This is a genomic window from Acidovorax sp. GW835-FHT14G06 (assembly GCF_058793595.1).
This window is the reverse complement of the sequence record NZ_JBXAGA010000006.1, coordinates 153,582-170,404: the sequence shown is the minus strand read 5'-3', so window position 1 is coordinate 170,404 and position 16,823 is coordinate 153,582. Positions and strand designations below refer to the sequence as shown.

Genomic DNA, 16,823 nt, shown 5'->3' with positions numbered 1-16,823 from the left:
GGCCCGCCATGGGTAACTACCGCAAGCTCTGGTTCACGCTGATTGGCGTGCTCATCGTCACCTTCAGCCTGCTGGGCTACTACGGCGCCGAGGTCTACCGCACCGCGCCGCCCATCCCCGCCAAGATCGCCACGGCCGGGGGCGAAGTGCTCTACACCCACGACAGCATCCTCGACGGTCAGACCGCCTGGCAGTCGGTGGGCGGTATGCAACTGGGTTCCATCTGGGGCCACGGCGCGTACCAGGCACCCGACTGGACGGCCGACTGGCTGCACCGCGAGCTGCTCAACTGGCTTGACGTCGCGGCCGAGCGCGCGCACGGCAAGCCGTTTGCCGACATCGACGCCGCCGCCCAGGCCGTGCTGCGCGACCGCATGAAGACCGAGTACCGCACGAACACCTACAACCCGGAGACGGGAGTGGCCACCGTGTCTTCGGTGCGGGCCGACGCGATCGCGATGACGGCGCTGTACTACGACCAGCTCTTCAGCGATGCCCCCGCACTGCACAAGACGCGCGAACATTTCGCGATGAAGGAGAACACCCTGCCCAGCGCCGAGCGGCGCGCGCAGATGATGGGCTTCTTCTTCTGGACGGCCTGGGCCGCCGCCACCGAGCGGCCTGGCAAGGATGGGGGATCAGGTGCAACGTACACCAACAACTGGCCCCACGAGCCGCTGATCGGCAACCAACCCACGGCCGAGAACATGGTCTGGTCGGTGATGAGCGTGGTCGTGATGATGGCGGGCGTGGGCTTCCTTGTGTGGGGCTGGTCCTTCCTGCGCAAACACGACGAGGTGGAGCCCACGCCACCCCAGCACGACCCGCTCTCGCGCGTGCCGCTCACGCAGTCGCAGCACGGGCTGGGCAAGTATTTGTTCCTCATCGTCGCGCTGTTCAGCTTCCAGGTGCTGCTGGGCGGCTTCACGGCCCACTACACCGTGGAAGGCCAGCAGTTCTACGGTATCAACGTGTCGCAGTGGTTCCCGTATTCGCTGGTGCGCACCTGGCACATCCAGAGCGCGCTGTTCTGGATCGCCACGGGCTTCCTGGCTGCCGGCCTGTTCCTCGCGCCGCTCATCAATGGAGGCAAGGACCCGGCTTACCAGAAGCTGGGCGTGGACATCCTGTTCTGGGCGCTGGTAGTGGTGGTCGTGGGCTCGTTCACGGGCAACTACCTGGCCATCGCGCAGATCATGCCGCCCGAGTGGAACTTCTGGCTGGGCCACCAGGGCTATGAATACGTGGACCTGGGCCGCCTGTGGCAGATCGGAAAGTTCACCGGCATCGCCTTCTGGCTGGTGCTCATGCTGCGTGGCATCGTGCCGGCGCTGCGCACCCCCGGCGGCGACAAGAACCTGCTGGCGCTGCTGACGGCATCGGTGGTAGCCATCGGCCTGTTCTACGGCGCGGGCTTCTTCTACGGCGAACGCACGCACCTGTCGGTGATGGAGTACTGGCGCTGGTGGGTGGTGCACCTGTGGGTCGAGGGCTTCTTCGAAGTCTTCGCCACCACGGCGCTGGCCTTCATCTTCTCCACGCTGGGGCTCGTGTCGGTGCGCATGGCCACCACGGCCAGCCTGGCCTCGGCCTCGCTGTTCATGCTGGGCGGCGTGCCCGGCACCTTCCACCACCTGTACTTTGCGGGCACCACCACACCGGTGATGGCGGTAGGCGCAGCCTTCAGCGCGCTCGAAGTGGTGCCCCTGGTCGTGCTCGGCCACGAGGCCTGGGAACACTGGCGCCTGCAGCACCGCACGCCCTGGATGGCCCGCCTGCGTTGGCCTCTGATGTGTTTTGTGGCCGTGGCCTTCTGGAACATGCTGGGCGCGGGCGTCTTCGGATTCATGATCAACCCGCCCATCTCGCTGTACTACGTGCAGGGCCTGAACACCACGCCGGTGCATGCCCACGCTGCGCTGTTCGGTGTCTACGGCTTCCTGGCGCTGGGCTTCACGCTGCTGGTGCTGCGCTACATCCGCCCGCAATTGGTGTTCAGCGAACGGCTCATGAAGACGGGATTCTGGTGGCTCAACGCGGGCCTGGTGCTGATGATCGCCACCAGCCTGCTGCCCATCGGCTTGTTCCAGTTCCACGCCAGCGTGAGTGAAGGCCTGTGGTACGCCCGGGGCGAGGCCTTCATGCAGCAGCCCTTCATCCAGACGCTGCGCTGGGTGCGCACCTTCGGCGACGTGGTCTTCATCGTGGGTGCGCTGGCCATGGCCTGGCAGGTTGTGAGCGGCGTGTTTGGCTCGCGGGCACCGGCAGCCACCGCAGGGACCTACCTGGCGGAGGCCCGCCGCTGATCCGTGCCACGCGCTGCTGCCACCACCCTCGGCGGCAGCGCAGGCCCTTCATTCATCCCACAAGGACTGACCATGAACCTCGACAAATTCAAGCACCAGCACACCGACATCCTGCGCAGCATCGCCACCTTGCGCACCCTGGCCCAGGCGGGCGTGGAGGCCAATGCCAGCGCCATCGCGCAGGGCATCGTGGCGATGAGCGGCACCATCAAGCTGCACCTGGCCGTGGAAGACCAGGTGCTGTACCCCGCACTGCAGCGCGGCGGCAACGCCGAACTGGCGCGCCTGGGCCGCCAGTACCAGAGCGAAATGGCGTCCATCGCCAGCACCTACGACGCCTTTGCGCGTCGCTGGAACACGGCCGAGAACGTGCGCCGCGATGCGCAGGGTTTCCGCAACGAGGCCAATGTGGTGCTGCGCCGCGTGTTCGAGCGCATGCAGCGCGAAGATCATGACTTCTATCCGCGCATCGAGGAAGAGGAGGCCATCGCCTGCGCTTGAAAGACGCAATACCCGCGCGTACCAGGATTTCCCCCATCCATCGGTAGGGCCTTTGGGCACCTTCCTTCACCGGCCTGACAGGCCGGTTTTTTTTGACCTTGGCATCTGTCGCTGGTTTCTTAGAGCCTTCGACAGAGGGTCAGCCCTGCTGGCTGACCCTCAGCACCTCGGTGCCATACGCCTCCAGCTTCTTCGCCCCCATCCCGCTGATGCCCTGCAGGTCGTCCAGCGATGTGGGGTTGCGCTCGGCAATGGCTGCCAGCGTGGCGTCATGAAAGATCACATACGCGGGCAGGTTGTGCTCGCGTGCCACCTCGGCGCGCCAGGCCTTGAGGTTGATGAAGCGCACCTGTGCATCGGGTCCCAGGTTGGCAGCGGCGGCCGGGGGGGCACTGCCTTTGCGCGTGCGCTTGGCGGGGGCGGACGACACCGATTCGCGCAGCTGCACCGGCACCTCGCCCTTGAGCACCGCGCGCGAGCCCTCGGTGAGGCACAGCGTGTCAAAGCTGTGGCCGCTGTCCAGCATCACCTTCTGTAAGCCTAACGCGCCGGTGGCGATCAGCTGGCGCAGCACGCCGCGCAGCTGGGGCTCTGTCAGGTCCGCACCAATGCCGAAGGTGGAGATTTTTTCGTGCCCGAACTGCGCCACCTTCTCTGTTTTCTTGCCGCGCAAGATGTCCATGATGTGCCCCGTGCCAAAGCTGATGCCGCTGGCCTGGTTCACGCGGTAGATGGTGGACAGCAGCTTGCGCGCCGCATCCGTGGCGTCCCACACCGCCGGTGGGTTCAGGCAGTTGTCGCAGTTGCCACAGGGCGTGGACTGCTCGCCAAAGTAGGCCAGCAGCCGCACGCGGCGGCAGTCGGTGGCTTCGGCCAGCGCCAGCAGCGCATCGAGCTTGCCGCGCAGCGCCTGCTTGAACTCTTCGCCCGCCGGGCTCTCGTCGATCATGCGGCGCTGGTTGACCACGTCGTTCAGGCCATAGGCCATCCAGGCGTCGGCGTTCAGCCCGTCGCGGCCTGCACGGCCCGTTTCCTGGTAGTAGCCCTCGATGTTCTTGGGCATGTCCACGTGGGCCACAAAACGCACATCGGGCTTGTCGATGCCCATGCCGAACGCAATGGTGGCCACCATCACGATGCCTTCCTCGCGCAGGAAGCGGTCCTGGTTCTTCTGGCGCACTTTCGTGTCCAGCCCCGCGTGGTAAGGCAGGGCGGTGATGCCCGCGTCGCTCAGCGTGGCGGCCAGCTCTTCCACGCGCTTCCTGGACTGGCAATACACCACGCCGGCCTCGCCCGCATGCTCGCGTTCGATGAAGCGCAGCAGCTGGGTGGTGGCGTCCTTCTTCTCGACAATCGTGTAGCGGATGTTGGGCCGGTCAAAGCTGCTGATGAACAGGCGCGCGTCTTCGAGCTGCAGGCGCTCGATGATGTCGGCCCGTGTGAGGTCGTCGGCCGTGGCGGTGAGCGCAATGCGCGGCACCCCCGCATACCGCTCGTGCAGCACGGTGAGTGCGCGGTACTCGGGGCGGAAATCGTGGCCCCACTGGCTCACGCAATGCGCCTCGTCAATGGCAAACAGCGAGAGGTGGCCGCCTTCGTACAGGCTGTCGAGCAGGCCCAGAAAACGCGGCGTGTTCAGCCGCTCGGGCGCGGCGTACAGCAGGGTGATATCACCCGTCTGCAGGCGCAGCTCCACATCCTGCGCCTCGTCAAAACTCAGCGTGGAGTTGAGAAACGCCGCATCCACCCCCGCCTCGTGCAGCGCGCCCACCTGGTCGTGCATCAGCGCGATCAGCGGCGAGATCACGATGGTTACCCCGCGCCCCTGCTGCTGGCGCACGATGGCCGGCACCTGGTAGCACAGCGACTTGCCCCCGCCCGTGGGCATGAGTACCAGGGCGTCGCCGCCAGCGATCACATGCTCAACAATGGCCTGCTGCGGGCCGCGAAACTGCTCGTAGCCAAAAACGTCCTGCAAAACGGAATGGGCAGGGGACAGCGCGGGAGACAGGCGAGAGGACAAGCGGATACTCTGAAATTGATAGCTGCCAGCGCATACAAAACAAGCGCTTGGTGCCGATAGGGCCAAAATTTTTGGGCGCGCCCGGGCTTGGCCCCGTGCGCGGCAGGCGCATATTGTGCGCTGCAAGAGGGCGAGGGGCTGGCTTTCTACAATAGCGGGCTATGCAAGCCCTCCACTACACGCGCGCCGCGCAACTGCCCGACATCCTCGCCCAACGCATCGTCATCCTCGACGGCGCCATGGGCACCATGATCCAGCGCTTCAAGCTGGGTGAGGCGCAGTACCGGGGCGAAGGCTACAACGGCCCGGATGGGGCGGGCGACCGGTTCAAGGACTTCCCGCGTGACGTGAAGGGCAACAACGAGTTGCTGAGCATCACACGCCCGGACGTGATCCGCGACATCCACGAGCGCTACCTGGCCGCAGGCGCCGACCTCATCGAGACCAACACCTTCGGTGCAACGACCATCGCGCAGGAGGACTACAAGATGGCCGAACTGGCGCGCGAGATGAACCTCAAGTCCGCCCAGCTGGCCCGCGCCGCCTGCGACAAGTACAGCACGCCCGACAAGCCCCGCTTTGTCGCAGGCGCCCTCGGCCCCACGCCCAAGACGGCCAGTATCAGCCCCGACGTGAACGACCCCGGTGCGCGCAACATCGACTTTGAGCAACTGCGCGCGGCGTACTACGAGCAAGTCGAGGCACTGGTCGAAGGCGGCGCCGACGTGCTGCTGGTCGAGACCATCTTCGACACGCTGAACGCCAAGGCGGCGCTGTTCGCGATTGACGAGTTCTTTGAAAAGAGCGGCGAGCGCCTGCCCCTCATCATCAGCGGCACCGTCACTGACGCCTCGGGCCGTATCCTCTCGGGCCAGACGGTCACGGCTTTCTGGCACAGCGTGCGCCATTCCCGCCCGCTGGCCATTGGCCTGAACTGCGCGCTGGGCGCCACGCTGATGCGCCCCTACATCCAGGAGCTCAACCGCGTGGCCGAGGACACCTTCATCAGCTGCTACCCCAACGCCGGCCTGCCCAACCCCATGAGCGACACCGGCTTTGACGAGACCCCCGAGATCACCAGCCGCCTGGTGCATGAGTTCGCGGCCGAGGGGCTGGTCAACATTCTGGGCGGCTGCTGCGGCACCACGCCGGACCACATTGGCGCCATCGCCAAGGCTGTGGAAAGCGTGCCTACGCGCAAGATGTTCTACCCTGCCGAAGCCTGAATGTGAGTGAAATGGGCTGTTGGCGCTTATTCCATAAGCGCCAACAGCTATAGAAATAGTAGTCAATGCCGTACCAGCGCAGTGCGGCAGCCCATTGCAGGGTGGCGCCCGGTGCGGCAACCTTGCAATCCCCCACCATTGCGCCTCCCCGATACCGCCCCCTGGTCTGCCCACCCCATGCTTGATACCGCCACCCCGCCCGCTCAATCAACCGTTGAAGGCGACGACGCACCCGCAGTGGCCGCAAAGGCCGCCGCCCACGCCGCGCTCAAGCTCGAAAAGCGCTTGGTGCGCCAAGTAGCGCAGGCCATCACAGACTTTGGCCTCATTGAAGACGGCGACAAGGTCATGGTGTGCGTGTCGGGCGGCAAAGACAGCTACGCCATGCTCGACGTGCTGCGCATGCTGCAGCAGCGCAACGGCCACAAGTTCGAGCTGATCGCCGTCAACCTCGACCAGAAGCAGCCGGGCTTTCCGGCCCATGTGCTGCCCGAATATCTGACGAAAGTGGGCGTGCCCTTCCACATCGAAACGCAGGACACCTACAGCGTCGTCAAGGAGCATATCCCCGAAGGCAAGACCATGTGCAGCCTCTGCAGCCGCCTGCGCCGGGGCATCCTGTACCGCGTGGCCGACGAGCTGGGCTGCACAAAAATAGCGCTCGGCCACCACCGTGACGACATGCTGCAGACGTTCTTTTTGAACATGTTCTTCGGTGGCAAGCTCAAGGGCATGCCGCCCAAGGTGCAGAGCGACAGGGGTGACCACCTCATCATCCGCCCGCTGGCCTATGTGGCCGAGGACGACCTCACCCGCTGGGCCGAGCACCGCAAATTCCCCATCATCCCCTGCACGCTCTGCGGCAGCCAGGAGAACCTGCAGCGCAAGCAGATCGGCCAGATGCTGCGCGACTGGCAGCAGCTCTACCCCGGCCGCATCGAAAACATGGCCGTGGCGCTGCGCAACCTGGTGCCCTCGCACTTCATGGACCCGCGCCAGTTCGACTTCAAGGGGTTGGTACCCAACGGCGTGGCCGACGCCGATGGTGACAAGGCCTTTGACGCCGAAGAACTGCCTGCGCAGGCCGTGGGCATGCTCGCGGGCCTGCCCCTGATGCCCCGCTGAACCCGACCCCCGACGATTTTTAGATTGGGCCACCCCATGACCACGCTCAAAGCCCCCGAACTGCTCCTGCCCGCCGGCTCGCTCGACAAGATGCGCGCCGCCTACGACTTTGGCGCCGACGCCGTGTACGCAGGCCAGCCGCGCTACAGCCTGCGCGCGCGCAACAACGAGTTCCGCATGGAGCAGATCAAGCAAGGCATTGACGAGGCCCACGCACGCGGCAAGAAGTTCTTTGTGACCAGCAACCTGATTGCGCACAACGACAAGATCCGCACCTACCTGCGCGACATCGAGCCCGTGATCGACTGCCAACCCGACGCCCTCATCATGGCCGACGCGGGCCTGATCATGATGGTCAAGGAGAAGTGGCCCGAGCAGGTGGTGCACCTCTCGGTGCAGGCCAACACCACCAACTGGGCGGCCGTGAAGTTCTGGCAAAAGATGGGCGTGGAGCGCGTCATCCTCTCGCGCGAACTCAGCCTGGACGAGATCGAGAAAATCCGCCAGGAATGCCCTGACATGGAGCTGGAAGTGTTCGTGCACGGCGCGCTGTGCATTGCGTACTCGGGCCGCTGTTTGCTCAGCGGCTACTTCAACCACCGCGACCCCAACCAGGGCACCTGCACCAATGCCTGCCGCTGGAACTACGCCACGCACGCCGCCGACATCGACCCCACAACGGGTGAAGCCATTGCGCAAAAAATGGAAGGCGACTTCAACTTCGAGGCCGCGCAGCAGAAGGCCGAGCAGGCCTTCACATCGACCACCGGCAACGGCGAGCGCCACCCCAAGGCCGACAAGGTCTACCTGATCGAAGAGGCGGGCCGCCCCGGGCAGATGATGCCCATCATGGAAGACGAACACGGCACCTACATCATGAACAGCAAGGACCTGCGCGCGGTGGAGCACGTGGCCCGCCTGGCGCAGATCGGCGTGGATTCGCTCAAGATCGAAGGCCGCACCAAGAGCCTGTACTACGTGGCCCGCACCGCCCAGGTGTACCGCCGCGCGATTGACGACGCCGTGGCGGGCCGCCCCTTCAACCCCGAGCTGCTGATCGAGCTGGAAGGCCTGTCCAACCGTGGCTACACCGGCGGCCTGCTGGAGCGCCGCCCGAGCAACGACTACCAAAACTACATCAACGGCCATTCGGCCACGCAGCGCAGCCAGTTCGTGGGCGAGGTGCTAAGTGCTGTAGGCCAGGCCGAGGTGGGGCTGTCAGGCGACTGGGTGCAGGTGGAAACCAAGAACCACTTTGCTGTGGGCGACCTGGTTGAGGTGGTGCACCCCAGCGGCAACATCACCGTGCGCCTGCAGGAAATGCGCAATGTGGAAGGCCAGCCTGTACAGGTCGCGCAGGGCAGCCCGGTGCGCGTGTGGATCCCGCTGCCCGCGCGCTTCAGCGGCGCGCTGCTGGCGCGGGTGATTGAATCGCAACCGCCTGCTGCAGCGGCAGAGCCTGCATTGGCGGTGTAACTCTCTCGCAGGGGCTGGAGCATGAAGACCTTGGTGCACGCCACACGGCCTCGCCACTGGACCATGGCTGCTTTGCTGGGCGCAGTTCTCGTAGGCCCGGCCAATGCCCAGACGCCGGCTGTGGCGCCAGCCAAGCAGCGTTATGTGCAGGGCTCCTGGGTCAACCTGCGCGATGCTGCCCAGTCGCAGGCCCGCATCGTGGCCCAGGTGCCCGCCAACACCGTGCTGCAACAGCTCTCCGAGCGCGACGGCTGGTGCGCCGTTCTCTACACGGGCGATGCGCGCCTGGGCCCGCCTTTGCCTGAGCCCCTGCAAGCCCATGTGGCCTGCAACCTGCTGGCCGACCAGCCCCTGACCCTGGCCCAGGCGGGCAAGGACGCCGCCCGCGCCTTCTGGGTGGCGCCGTCCGCCAACCGCATGCGGGCCTATGGCAACGCCCTGCCGCGCCCGGCTGCCTTGCAGCTGCCCGCGCTGGCGAAAAGCCACACGCCCCGGATGCCCGTGCAGTACCCCCTGCGCCCCGAATGGGAGGCTGCCAAAAAGCTCATGCGCGGCGGCGTGTTGCTGCGGCCCGAGCAGGAGATCGACCGGGGCCGCCCCGTCAACCCGCTGGACAACTTGAAGCTGGCCACCCGCGCCGTGGACCATATCCCGGCCGTGGCGCCCCTGGCATCCGCCCCCACGCTGCCTGCCATTGCTCCGTCGTACTTCCGCAGCCACACCAGCGTGGCCCTGCTGCACGAGACCGAGGCCGACGGCATCGCGGCCGTGGCGAGCAGCCGCATTGCCGTGGAGCCCACCGCTGTGCCCTATGGCAGCTTCAACCGCCACAGCGGACCCGAGATCGAGTTCGTGACCGGCTTCTGGGACGTGGGCGGTGCCGATCTGGCCTTTGCCCCGGCGCTCACGCTGTACGCGATCACGCACCAGGGCCTGGTGGGCGCCCGCACCATGGAGCGGCGGTATTGGGACATCAGCAATGCAGACCACTATTGCGGCGGCCACTACCCGGGCAAGGGCTTTGACGACCCGCGAAACGATGAGACCACTGCCGTGCGCGGCTATGCCAAGGTGTCAGAGTCGGCCGACGTGCTGGTGCGCCTGGTGGTGCCCGGCAGGCTGCCGCCCGATGCGGTGAAGGTGCGCTCCAGGCGCTATGCCACCAGCTGGATGATGCCCGCCGACCCGCCCTACCGGCCCCAGCCCGAGCGCAAGAAAACAGCGGTGACGGTGCACGAGATCGACCTGGACCGCGACGGCGTAGCGGACATCCTGCGCATCGACACGCCATCGCCGGGCGGCATGAGCTTTGAGCCCATCTTTGAATGGCGCTGGTACCTCAATATCAACGGCCAGTGGTTTCCGGCGGGGTATTGGGTGGACCAGGAGTGCACGTGAAGGCGTGATGGGGCGTCAGTCGTTGAACTTTTCGGCGCTGCACTGTGACGGGCCACGTTCTCTGACCGCAGTCACGACCAAAAAGTGGACGACCACCTTGTAGCGCTTTCCGTTTGCTCGGACTTCGTACGCCGCTTGGTCTTTCCCCAGATACCCGAGGTGGGGCATGAAGGTGTAGTGGTAGGACGTGGTTCCGAGGGGGAGGGGTGCCGTCTTCCCACCAGCAATGTGGGTCTCATACTGCTTATCGGGGGGCGTGAGGTCCCTGATGTTGCCGTGCTGGGGAAGACTGAGTGCGTCCACCGTCAGCTCCAGCTTTTTGATGGCGGCGGGAGTCAGCACATTCCCTTTGACCTTGAGTTGCCGCAGCAGGGCATCGGGGAGCGGTGAAAAGCTGTTGCTTGCCGATATCTCTTGCGGAGCCTGAGGTTGCTTCCATTCCGGTGGTGTCACCAAGTACCCATCCACATCACGGCAGTAGACAAACGTTTGGTCGTACCGCTTGCTACTGACCTCGGAGGCGTAGCCCGCCCCGACACCTAGAAGCAGGGGCGCAAGTAGCACCAGGGTCTTGAGTTTCATCAGCGGGGCTCCCCTGACGCTCAACGTGACCGTGCGGGATATTGGGGACACTGATTTCTCCGGAAAGTGGTTTACAGCAAAGGCTTGCGAGCGGGGGCCTTTTTGACCTTCCAAGTATAAAAATTCTGCGAAACCCGCATAGCAGTCACGCCTCAAGGCGTCCCCCCGTCATCGTAGACATCACAGTCAAACCCCTTCAACACCGCCAGCGCAGGTACCGCAAAGCGCTTTTCCTGGCTGGTCTTGAGCCGTCCCTTGACCCGTTCAGAAGTGATGAACTTGCCGCTCAGGTAGTTGACGCTGCTGCGGCCACCTTCCTTGCCAGAGGTCCAGACGGTCTCCTTGCCGATCAGCTCAAAGTCGCCGCGCTGTGGGTTGAAACGGAACTGCAGTGTGGTGTGGCCCGACGCGTTGTCTTCTGCCTTGTCCACCGCAGTGACAAACAGCGATGTGCCCTTGGCCTCCAGGTTGAAGAACTTCTGGGCCCGGCAGTAACCGGCAGAGGCAGACAGTGGCGCGTACTGGCCGCCCGGCTTGCCTGCCAGAACCACCAGGCGGATTTCCATGGGCCGGTCCGAGGGGCCATTGACTTCATTGAGAAGCAAGGCGATGTCTGGCACGCCGTCACCGTTCCAGTCGCCGGTGGTGGAAGTCCACTCCACGAACGTCCGCTGTGGAAACAGGGCTGCGATCGCTGCATCGGGGTGGGCAAAGGCCGGGGTTTGGGCGAGTGCGCAATTGGTGGCTGCGGCCAGGACGACGGCGAAGGCCAGGATGTTGTGAACGCGTGGCATGGAATACCTCTTGTTGGCGCTGAATCGTAGCTGCGTCGCAGGCATGGTGTGTCAATCTTGGCGGCTTGGCTGTCGCAACAGCGCCCCCAGCACCAGCGCCTCGGCCACCACTTCCAGCCCTTCTTCCAGCGTGCCCAGCAGGGCGGGCAGCTCGGGCAGGCGGGACCAGTGCGCTTGCACTTCGGGCCATTGGTCCACACCTATCGCCAGCCAGCCCACCGCCAGGCCCGCCCACAGCAGCGCGCGGGTGCCGGGGTGCCACAAGGCGTGGTGCAGCCAAGCCATGGTGAGCAGGCCCACCACCGCCACGGCGAGCATGGGGGCTTCGCGCACGGGGGCCCAGCGGCAGGCGTCCGTCCATTCATGGCAGCGGAACTTCCACAGCTCGTGCAGCATGAACTGCTCGTCCAGCGCCAGTACAAAAAACGCAAGCGCCAGCCAGGCACCCAGCCGCCGGGGCAAGGCGCGGTCCCCCACCATCCGCAGGGCCGTGATGCTGAGCGCCAGCAGCAGAGCACTCGACAGCCACGACACCGGCGAGCCGTCCGAGCGGAAGGCTCGCTCCCATTGCGGCGCATACATCCACCCGCTGAACAGCAGGAAGCCCAGGACGGCCGTCAGCAGGGCTGGCGCAACCCCGGTGTGGGGCATGGGGTGGCGATCAACAAGGCGCGAGCGGGCGGTGGTGTGCGGGTGCATGGCGGGGAGGTGGCTGCGCGCTGAGAGGCAACGCGGCGGGCAGTGGAACCGGATTGTGGGCAAAAAGCGCCGGTAGCGCTGGACTTTATTGCACCTTTTGCTATGTAGTTGATAGCTGAGGCGCGTGGCAAGCCAGCCCATACCATGGCCTGTTCACGCCGTAAGAATCGCTACAGAATCGGACATCCATTACCCAGGCAGCCCGGCATGACCTTCCCGATCGATCCGTCCCGCACGGCACTGCCGCCGGTGGCCCAGTTCTTGGCCGAGGCGGCCCTGCAGCGGCAGACGGCGTTGCTGGGGCTGGACAAACCCAAACCCGCTGCACCGGCACCCTTACCTGCCGCAGACCCCAGCGCGCCGCCGCCATCGGTCACATCACCCAGCCCGCCCGGCGGGCCGCTGCCTACACCGGCGGACCAGGCCAGCATCTCGCCCCAGGCGCGCGAACAGTTGGCGGCGGGCTTTGACCCGCGCAGGGCGGGCGGGGCCGATCGCCGCTTGCAGGGCGCCAGGGGCGAGGGCGCCGCGCAGGCTGCGTCCCCGGGGGCATCGGCGCTGCCCCGTGGCGCAACCCCGGGTACGTTTGGCCATGTGGCGGCGTCCGCAGCCTCCGCCACAAGTGGCGCAGCCTGGCCCGCGTCCGGCCTCAGCACGCCGCTGCTGCGCATGGTGAGTGCTCTGGTGGCAGAGGTCACGGCCCAGGCCGGGGTGCCGCAGCGCGTGGTGGCCGCGCAGCCCTGGCCCATGGGCATGGCCCAGGCGCTGGAGAGTGGGGCGCTGGATGCCGAACAGCCGCCCTTGCAGACCTGGCTGGTGCGCCAGGGCGTGGTGGCAACACCCGAGGGGCCGCGCGGGCTGGCGCTCACCCTGCGCGCGCCGGTGCCGTGGCTGGCGGCACAGGCCTCACCTGCAGCAGCCAGCGTATCGGCAGCGCAGACGGGCGCCGGTGCCAGCGTTGCGGGCGCGCTGCAGGTGCCTTTTGCCGGGGGCGGGCAGGCGCTGCAATCGGGGGTGATGGCCTTGGTGTTGCAGGGCATGGATGCCGCCGCGCCGCGTACCAGCGCGCTGCTGGTGCTGGACCTGCAGCCGCAGCTGGCCACCACCGTGTACGGGCGCGACATGCTGCAGCAGACCACGGGCCGCCTGGACCCTTGGACCCAGATGGCCGTGCTGCAGGCCAGCGGGCAGGTGCCGCGCGAGGACGAGCGTGCGCGCAATGGGGCATCTGGCCTGTGCGAGACCGTGGGTTGCCCGTATGCAGCCCGCGCAGAGTGTGCGCAGCCTTTCTGTCTGGCGCTGCGTGGCGTGTTGCCACCCGGGCCGGTGGGGCCTTCGCCGTCTGCCTGAGGGCGCGCCCTCAGGCTCTCTAACGGCTGTGTGCGAAGTCGTGCCCTCCACCGGGCAGGGTGCGTGACGGTTCCCACGCAGGGCGGTGGGTGTGTTCGCTCTGGTGGGCAGGGGCTGCTGCGCCCACGCCGTGCACCATGGCCGCATGGCGGGCGCGGGTGATGGGGTAGGCCATCAGCAGTGGAATCGCCAGCACCAGGCACAGCGCCGGCAGCAGCCCCGTCATGGCTGTGATGCCCTGCAGCGCCTGGGCAGACTGGGCCACGTTGGGCACATACCCGGTCAGCTCCAGCATACCGGCCACCAGCACCGTGGCCAGGGTGCGCGCGAGCTTGTCGACCAGTCCATACAGGCCGTAGTACATGCCGGTCTGGCGCTCGCCCGCCTGCATATGGCCGTGGTCGATGGTGTCGGGCACCATGGCAAACGGCACGATCCAGTGCGCGCCCATGCCAATGCCCACCACCACCAGGATGCCCGTCACCAGGGCCTGCTGGCCTGGGCCCACCCAGTACAGCGCCACCAGCCCTGCGCAGCAGAGCACCAGCCCGAGGATGTAGGCCCGGTTTTTCTCCCAGCGGTCCACCACACGCTTCCAGACGAACAGTGACACGCCCACCACCGCGAGCAGGATGCCCATGATGCGTGGCAGATCGCCCTTGTCGCCCTGCAGCTGGTAGATGACGAAATATGCGAGCGAGGCCTGCACCAGCGTGAGGCCCAGCCGGACCAGACCCGCAGCGCTCACCAGCATCACAAACGGGCGGTTGCGCAGCGTGGCCAGCAGGGTGCTGCGCACCGACACCCAGCCGGGTTCTGCCGCTGCGGTGGCTGCGGGCGGTGCGTTGACGGTGGTGGCGGGCTCGCGCACGCGCCAGGCCACTACCGCCACGGCCACCCCGGCGGCCAGCCCGAAACAGGCGCCTGCCAGTGCGTAGCCCGTGCGTGCATCCGGCGCGGCCCGCACCAGCAGAGGCATGAACACGCTGCCCGCAAAAAACCCCAGCAGGGCACCCATGGATGCAAAAGCCGTGAGGCTGGTGCGCTCGTCGTAGTCCTGTGTCATGTTGGCGGCCATGGCCTGGTAGGGCAGCTGCACCAGCGTCATCACGGTGTCGAACAAGGTGTAAGTGACGGCAATCCACACAAACGCTGCCCAGGGGCTCAGGCCTGGCGGCACCATCCACACGGCGGCAGCCACCACCGCCAGGGGCAGGGCGCCGTAGATCAGGTACACGCGGTGGCGACCGTGGCGCGAGCGCGTGCGGTCGGTCAGCCAGCCAAACAGCGGGTCGTTGATGGTGTCCCACACCTTGCCCACCAGCAGCGCTGCACCGGCCACGGCCGGAGGCACCAGGGCCACATCGGTATAGAAGATCATGAGCAGGAAGCTCATGGCTGCAATCAGCATCTGCAGGCCGACATTGCCCACGGCGTAGCCGAGCTTGGTGCCCAGGCTGAGCGGAGCGGGCTGTATGTTCATGGGGGCTGTCATGGGTGTGCGGATGCCATTGCTTCGGCCTGGGGAGCAGTCGCCATCGAGCCCGCCACAGGCTCTGCGCGCGCCGTGTGCGCCGCGCTGCTGCGCGGCGGCATGGCCTCCAGCATCAGGCGCACCTCGCGCCGCAGCATCTTGTTGAGGAAGCTGCGCGGAATCTCTGTGACCAGGCGCACATCGTCGGGCTGCATCTCAGGCGGCAGGTGTTGCACCAGAAACTCCGCCAGGTCGTGCTCCAGGGCCTGGGTGCCCCGGTCATTGCGCCAGCTTTGCCGCAGGCTGGCTACCAGCACGGCGGCGGCGCCGTGCTGCACCAGGCAGGCTTCCTTGACGGCAGGGTGGCAGTGCGCCACTTCCTCGATCTCGCGCGGGTTGAGTGCTTGGCCGTGGCGCACTACGCGGTCGGCGCTGCGACCCAGCACATGCAGATAGCCGGCGGCGTCGAAATAGCCCAGGTCCCCCATCACCACCCAGCCGTCGCGCAGGGTTTCGCTGGTCTTTTCGGGGTCCAGCCAGTAGCCATCAAACCGCACCGGTGTCTGCACGGTGATCAGGCCCATCTGTCCCAGCGGCAGCGGCGCAAACTGCTCGTCGCGGATGACTACGTCCACGCCCGGCATCACCCGGCCCACGGTGGAGAGGATGTCGTTGCCCAGCGGGTTGCCTTGCGCGTCCACATGCTCGTGGGGCAGCAACCAGGTGATGGGGGGCAGGGCCTCCAGGCAGCCGTAGCCCTGCTGGAAGATGGGGCCGAAGCGGCGGATGGCCTCGGCGATCTTGGGCGCGGGCATCATCTCCGAGCCGTAGGGCACATGGGTCAGGGACGACAGGTCGTACTGGCCCAGCGTGGGCTCGTCCAGCAGGTCGATGATGGCCGAGGGCGACAGGAAAGCGCGCGACACGCGGTGCTTCTGGATCAGCCCGGCCAGCGTGGTGGCGCGGAAGTCCTCGGGCATCACCAGCGCCGCGCCCGCCAGCAGCGTGGGCAGCACCAGGCCCGAGCCCGGGCCGGTGAGCGGCAGGCCCAGCATGTTCACGTCCGGCCCGTTCGCTGGCGGCTTGAAGTCGATGGCGCGCGAGATCAGGCGCACGCTGTCCAGGTACTTGCGGTTGCTGTAGCCAATAGACTTGGGCAGGCCCGTGGTGCCTGAGGTCATGTGCAGCGCAAATACATCGTCCTCGTGCACATCGGTCGCACCAGCGGACGGGGTCTGCTGCGCCAGTGCGCGCTCGTATTCATCCCCCAGCGCCAGCATGCGCAGGCCGGGCAGCTGCTCGCGCACGGCCTGCACGATGGGCGCGCTCAGCAGCGGGTCATGGATGAAGACGGCGGGCTTGACGCGGCCCATGGTCGTGAGCGCTGCCTCGGCCGGCAGGTGCTTGTGGAAGCTGGCAAAGATGGTGCCGTTCTCGAAGGTGGCCAGCCGGGTTTCGTACTGCTCACCGGTCTCGGGCAGCCAGGTGAAGACCACATCCCCTTTTTTTACGCCCTGGGCCTGCATCCAGGCTTGCAGGCGGTACACGCGATCCTGCAGCTGCGCGTAGGTGAGGGTGCCGCGCCGGTCGATGAGCGCGGGTTTATGGGGGTGCAGGCGGTACGCCAGACGGGCCACGGAGCGCGCGGTGCGCAGGCGGCTGAGCAGAAAGCGCGCCAGCAGGCTGCGCAGGGATGGAAGGGCCACCAGAATCTCCCGAAGACGGCGTGAGTGCGAAGTCCAGGCAGTTTTTCACGCAAGGTCCGGGGGAAAGATCACCATTTGTATGTGTGCGTATCTTTTGGTTTCTGCGGCGGCTGCGCGGTCGTTCTGGGGCCTTGAACGGCCGTTGCGCGCGCTTGCAGCGTCG

The 16,823-nt window shown here is 66.4% G+C and carries 13 protein-coding genes; 7 read left to right on the top strand and 6 right to left on the bottom strand.

The genetic code is table 11. The features are described from left to right. The first annotated feature begins 8 nt into the window (after window positions 1-8). Both AC1Q64_RS12340 and AC1Q64_RS12335 read left to right on the top strand, forming a co-directional pair. Window positions 9-2,306, top strand: a complete 2,298-nt coding sequence (locus tag AC1Q64_RS12340) for a nitric-oxide reductase large subunit (RefSeq protein WP_492251521.1) — start codon at window positions 9-11, stop codon at window positions 2,304-2,306. A 72-nt stretch (window positions 2,307-2,378) separates the two neighbouring features. Next, entirely contained in the window at window positions 2,379-2,807 is a 429-nt protein-coding gene (locus AC1Q64_RS12335) for a hemerythrin domain-containing protein (RefSeq protein ID WP_492251520.1), read from the top strand. A 139-nt stretch (window positions 2,808-2,946) separates the two neighbouring features. Here AC1Q64_RS12335 and recQ read toward each other — a convergent pair whose 3' ends face one another. Beyond that, complete coding sequence (gene recQ / locus AC1Q64_RS12330; RefSeq protein ID WP_492251655.1) at window positions 2,947-4,806, bottom strand: DNA helicase RecQ; 1,860 nt, start codon at window positions 4,804-4,806, stop codon at window positions 2,947-2,949. A gap of 185 nt (window positions 4,807-4,991) precedes the next feature. On the opposite strand from recQ, the gene AC1Q64_RS12325 reads away from it, so the two are divergent. From AC1Q64_RS12325 to AC1Q64_RS12310, 4 genes are all read left to right on the top strand, one after another. Then, window positions 4,992-6,056 (top strand): homocysteine S-methyltransferase family protein, encoded by a 1,065-nt coding sequence (locus tag AC1Q64_RS12325; RefSeq protein ID WP_492251519.1) that lies wholly within the window; start codon window positions 4,992-4,994, stop codon window positions 6,054-6,056. A 177-nt stretch (window positions 6,057-6,233) separates the two neighbouring features. After that, window positions 6,234-7,181: a tRNA 2-thiocytidine(32) synthetase TtcA gene (gene ttcA / locus AC1Q64_RS12320; RefSeq protein ID WP_291433278.1), complete on the top strand. Its 948-nt coding sequence runs from the start codon at window positions 6,234-6,236 to the stop codon at window positions 7,179-7,181. Window positions 7,182-7,217: 36 nt separating this feature from the next. Continuing rightward, a complete protein-coding gene (gene trhP / locus AC1Q64_RS12315) occupies window positions 7,218-8,657 on the top strand; it encodes a prephenate-dependent tRNA uridine(34) hydroxylase TrhP (RefSeq protein ID WP_492251518.1) in 1,440 nt (479 codons plus the stop codon). Between the two features lie 21 nt (window positions 8,658-8,678). Next, the gene (locus tag AC1Q64_RS12310; RefSeq protein WP_492251517.1) at window positions 8,679-10,055 is read left to right on the top strand and encodes an SH3 domain-containing protein; all 1,377 of its coding nucleotides are present in this window, start codon (window positions 8,679-8,681) and stop codon (window positions 10,053-10,055) included. A 15-nt stretch (window positions 10,056-10,070) separates the two neighbouring features. On the opposite strand, the gene AC1Q64_RS12305 is transcribed toward AC1Q64_RS12310, so the two are convergent. The 3 genes from AC1Q64_RS12305 to AC1Q64_RS12295 all read right to left on the bottom strand — a co-directional run bounded on the left by AC1Q64_RS12305 (window position 10,071) and on the right by AC1Q64_RS12295 (window position 12,130). Then, entirely contained in the window at window positions 10,071-10,637 is a 567-nt protein-coding gene (locus AC1Q64_RS12305) for a hypothetical protein (RefSeq protein WP_492251516.1), read from the bottom strand. A gap of 152 nt (window positions 10,638-10,789) precedes the next feature. Then, window positions 10,790-11,431: a hypothetical protein gene (locus tag AC1Q64_RS12300; protein WP_492251515.1), complete on the bottom strand. Its 642-nt coding sequence runs from the start codon at window positions 11,429-11,431 to the stop codon at window positions 10,790-10,792. A 51-nt stretch (window positions 11,432-11,482) separates the two neighbouring features. Continuing rightward, window positions 11,483-12,130 carry a DUF8692 domain-containing protein gene (locus AC1Q64_RS12295; protein WP_492251514.1) on the bottom strand — a complete coding sequence of 216 codons (648 nt, stop codon included), beginning with the start codon at window positions 12,128-12,130 and terminating at the stop codon, window positions 11,483-11,485. Between the two features lie 207 nt (window positions 12,131-12,337). Between AC1Q64_RS12295 and AC1Q64_RS12290 the strand changes: the two genes are divergently transcribed. After that, entirely contained in the window at window positions 12,338-13,480 is a 1,143-nt protein-coding gene (locus tag AC1Q64_RS12290) for a hypothetical protein (protein ID WP_492251513.1), read from the top strand. A 19-nt stretch (window positions 13,481-13,499) separates the two neighbouring features. Here AC1Q64_RS12290 and AC1Q64_RS12285 read toward each other — a convergent pair whose 3' ends face one another. Together AC1Q64_RS12285 and AC1Q64_RS12280 are read right to left on the bottom strand one after the other, a co-directional pair. Continuing rightward, window positions 13,500-14,963: an MFS transporter gene (locus AC1Q64_RS12285; RefSeq protein ID WP_492251512.1), complete on the bottom strand. Its 1,464-nt coding sequence runs from the start codon at window positions 14,961-14,963 to the stop codon at window positions 13,500-13,502. A gap of 8 nt (window positions 14,964-14,971) precedes the next feature. Next, entirely contained in the window at window positions 14,972-16,660 is a 1,689-nt protein-coding gene (locus AC1Q64_RS12280) for a class I adenylate-forming enzyme family protein (RefSeq protein WP_492251511.1), read from the bottom strand. Between the last annotated feature and the right edge of the window lie 163 nt (window positions 16,661-16,823).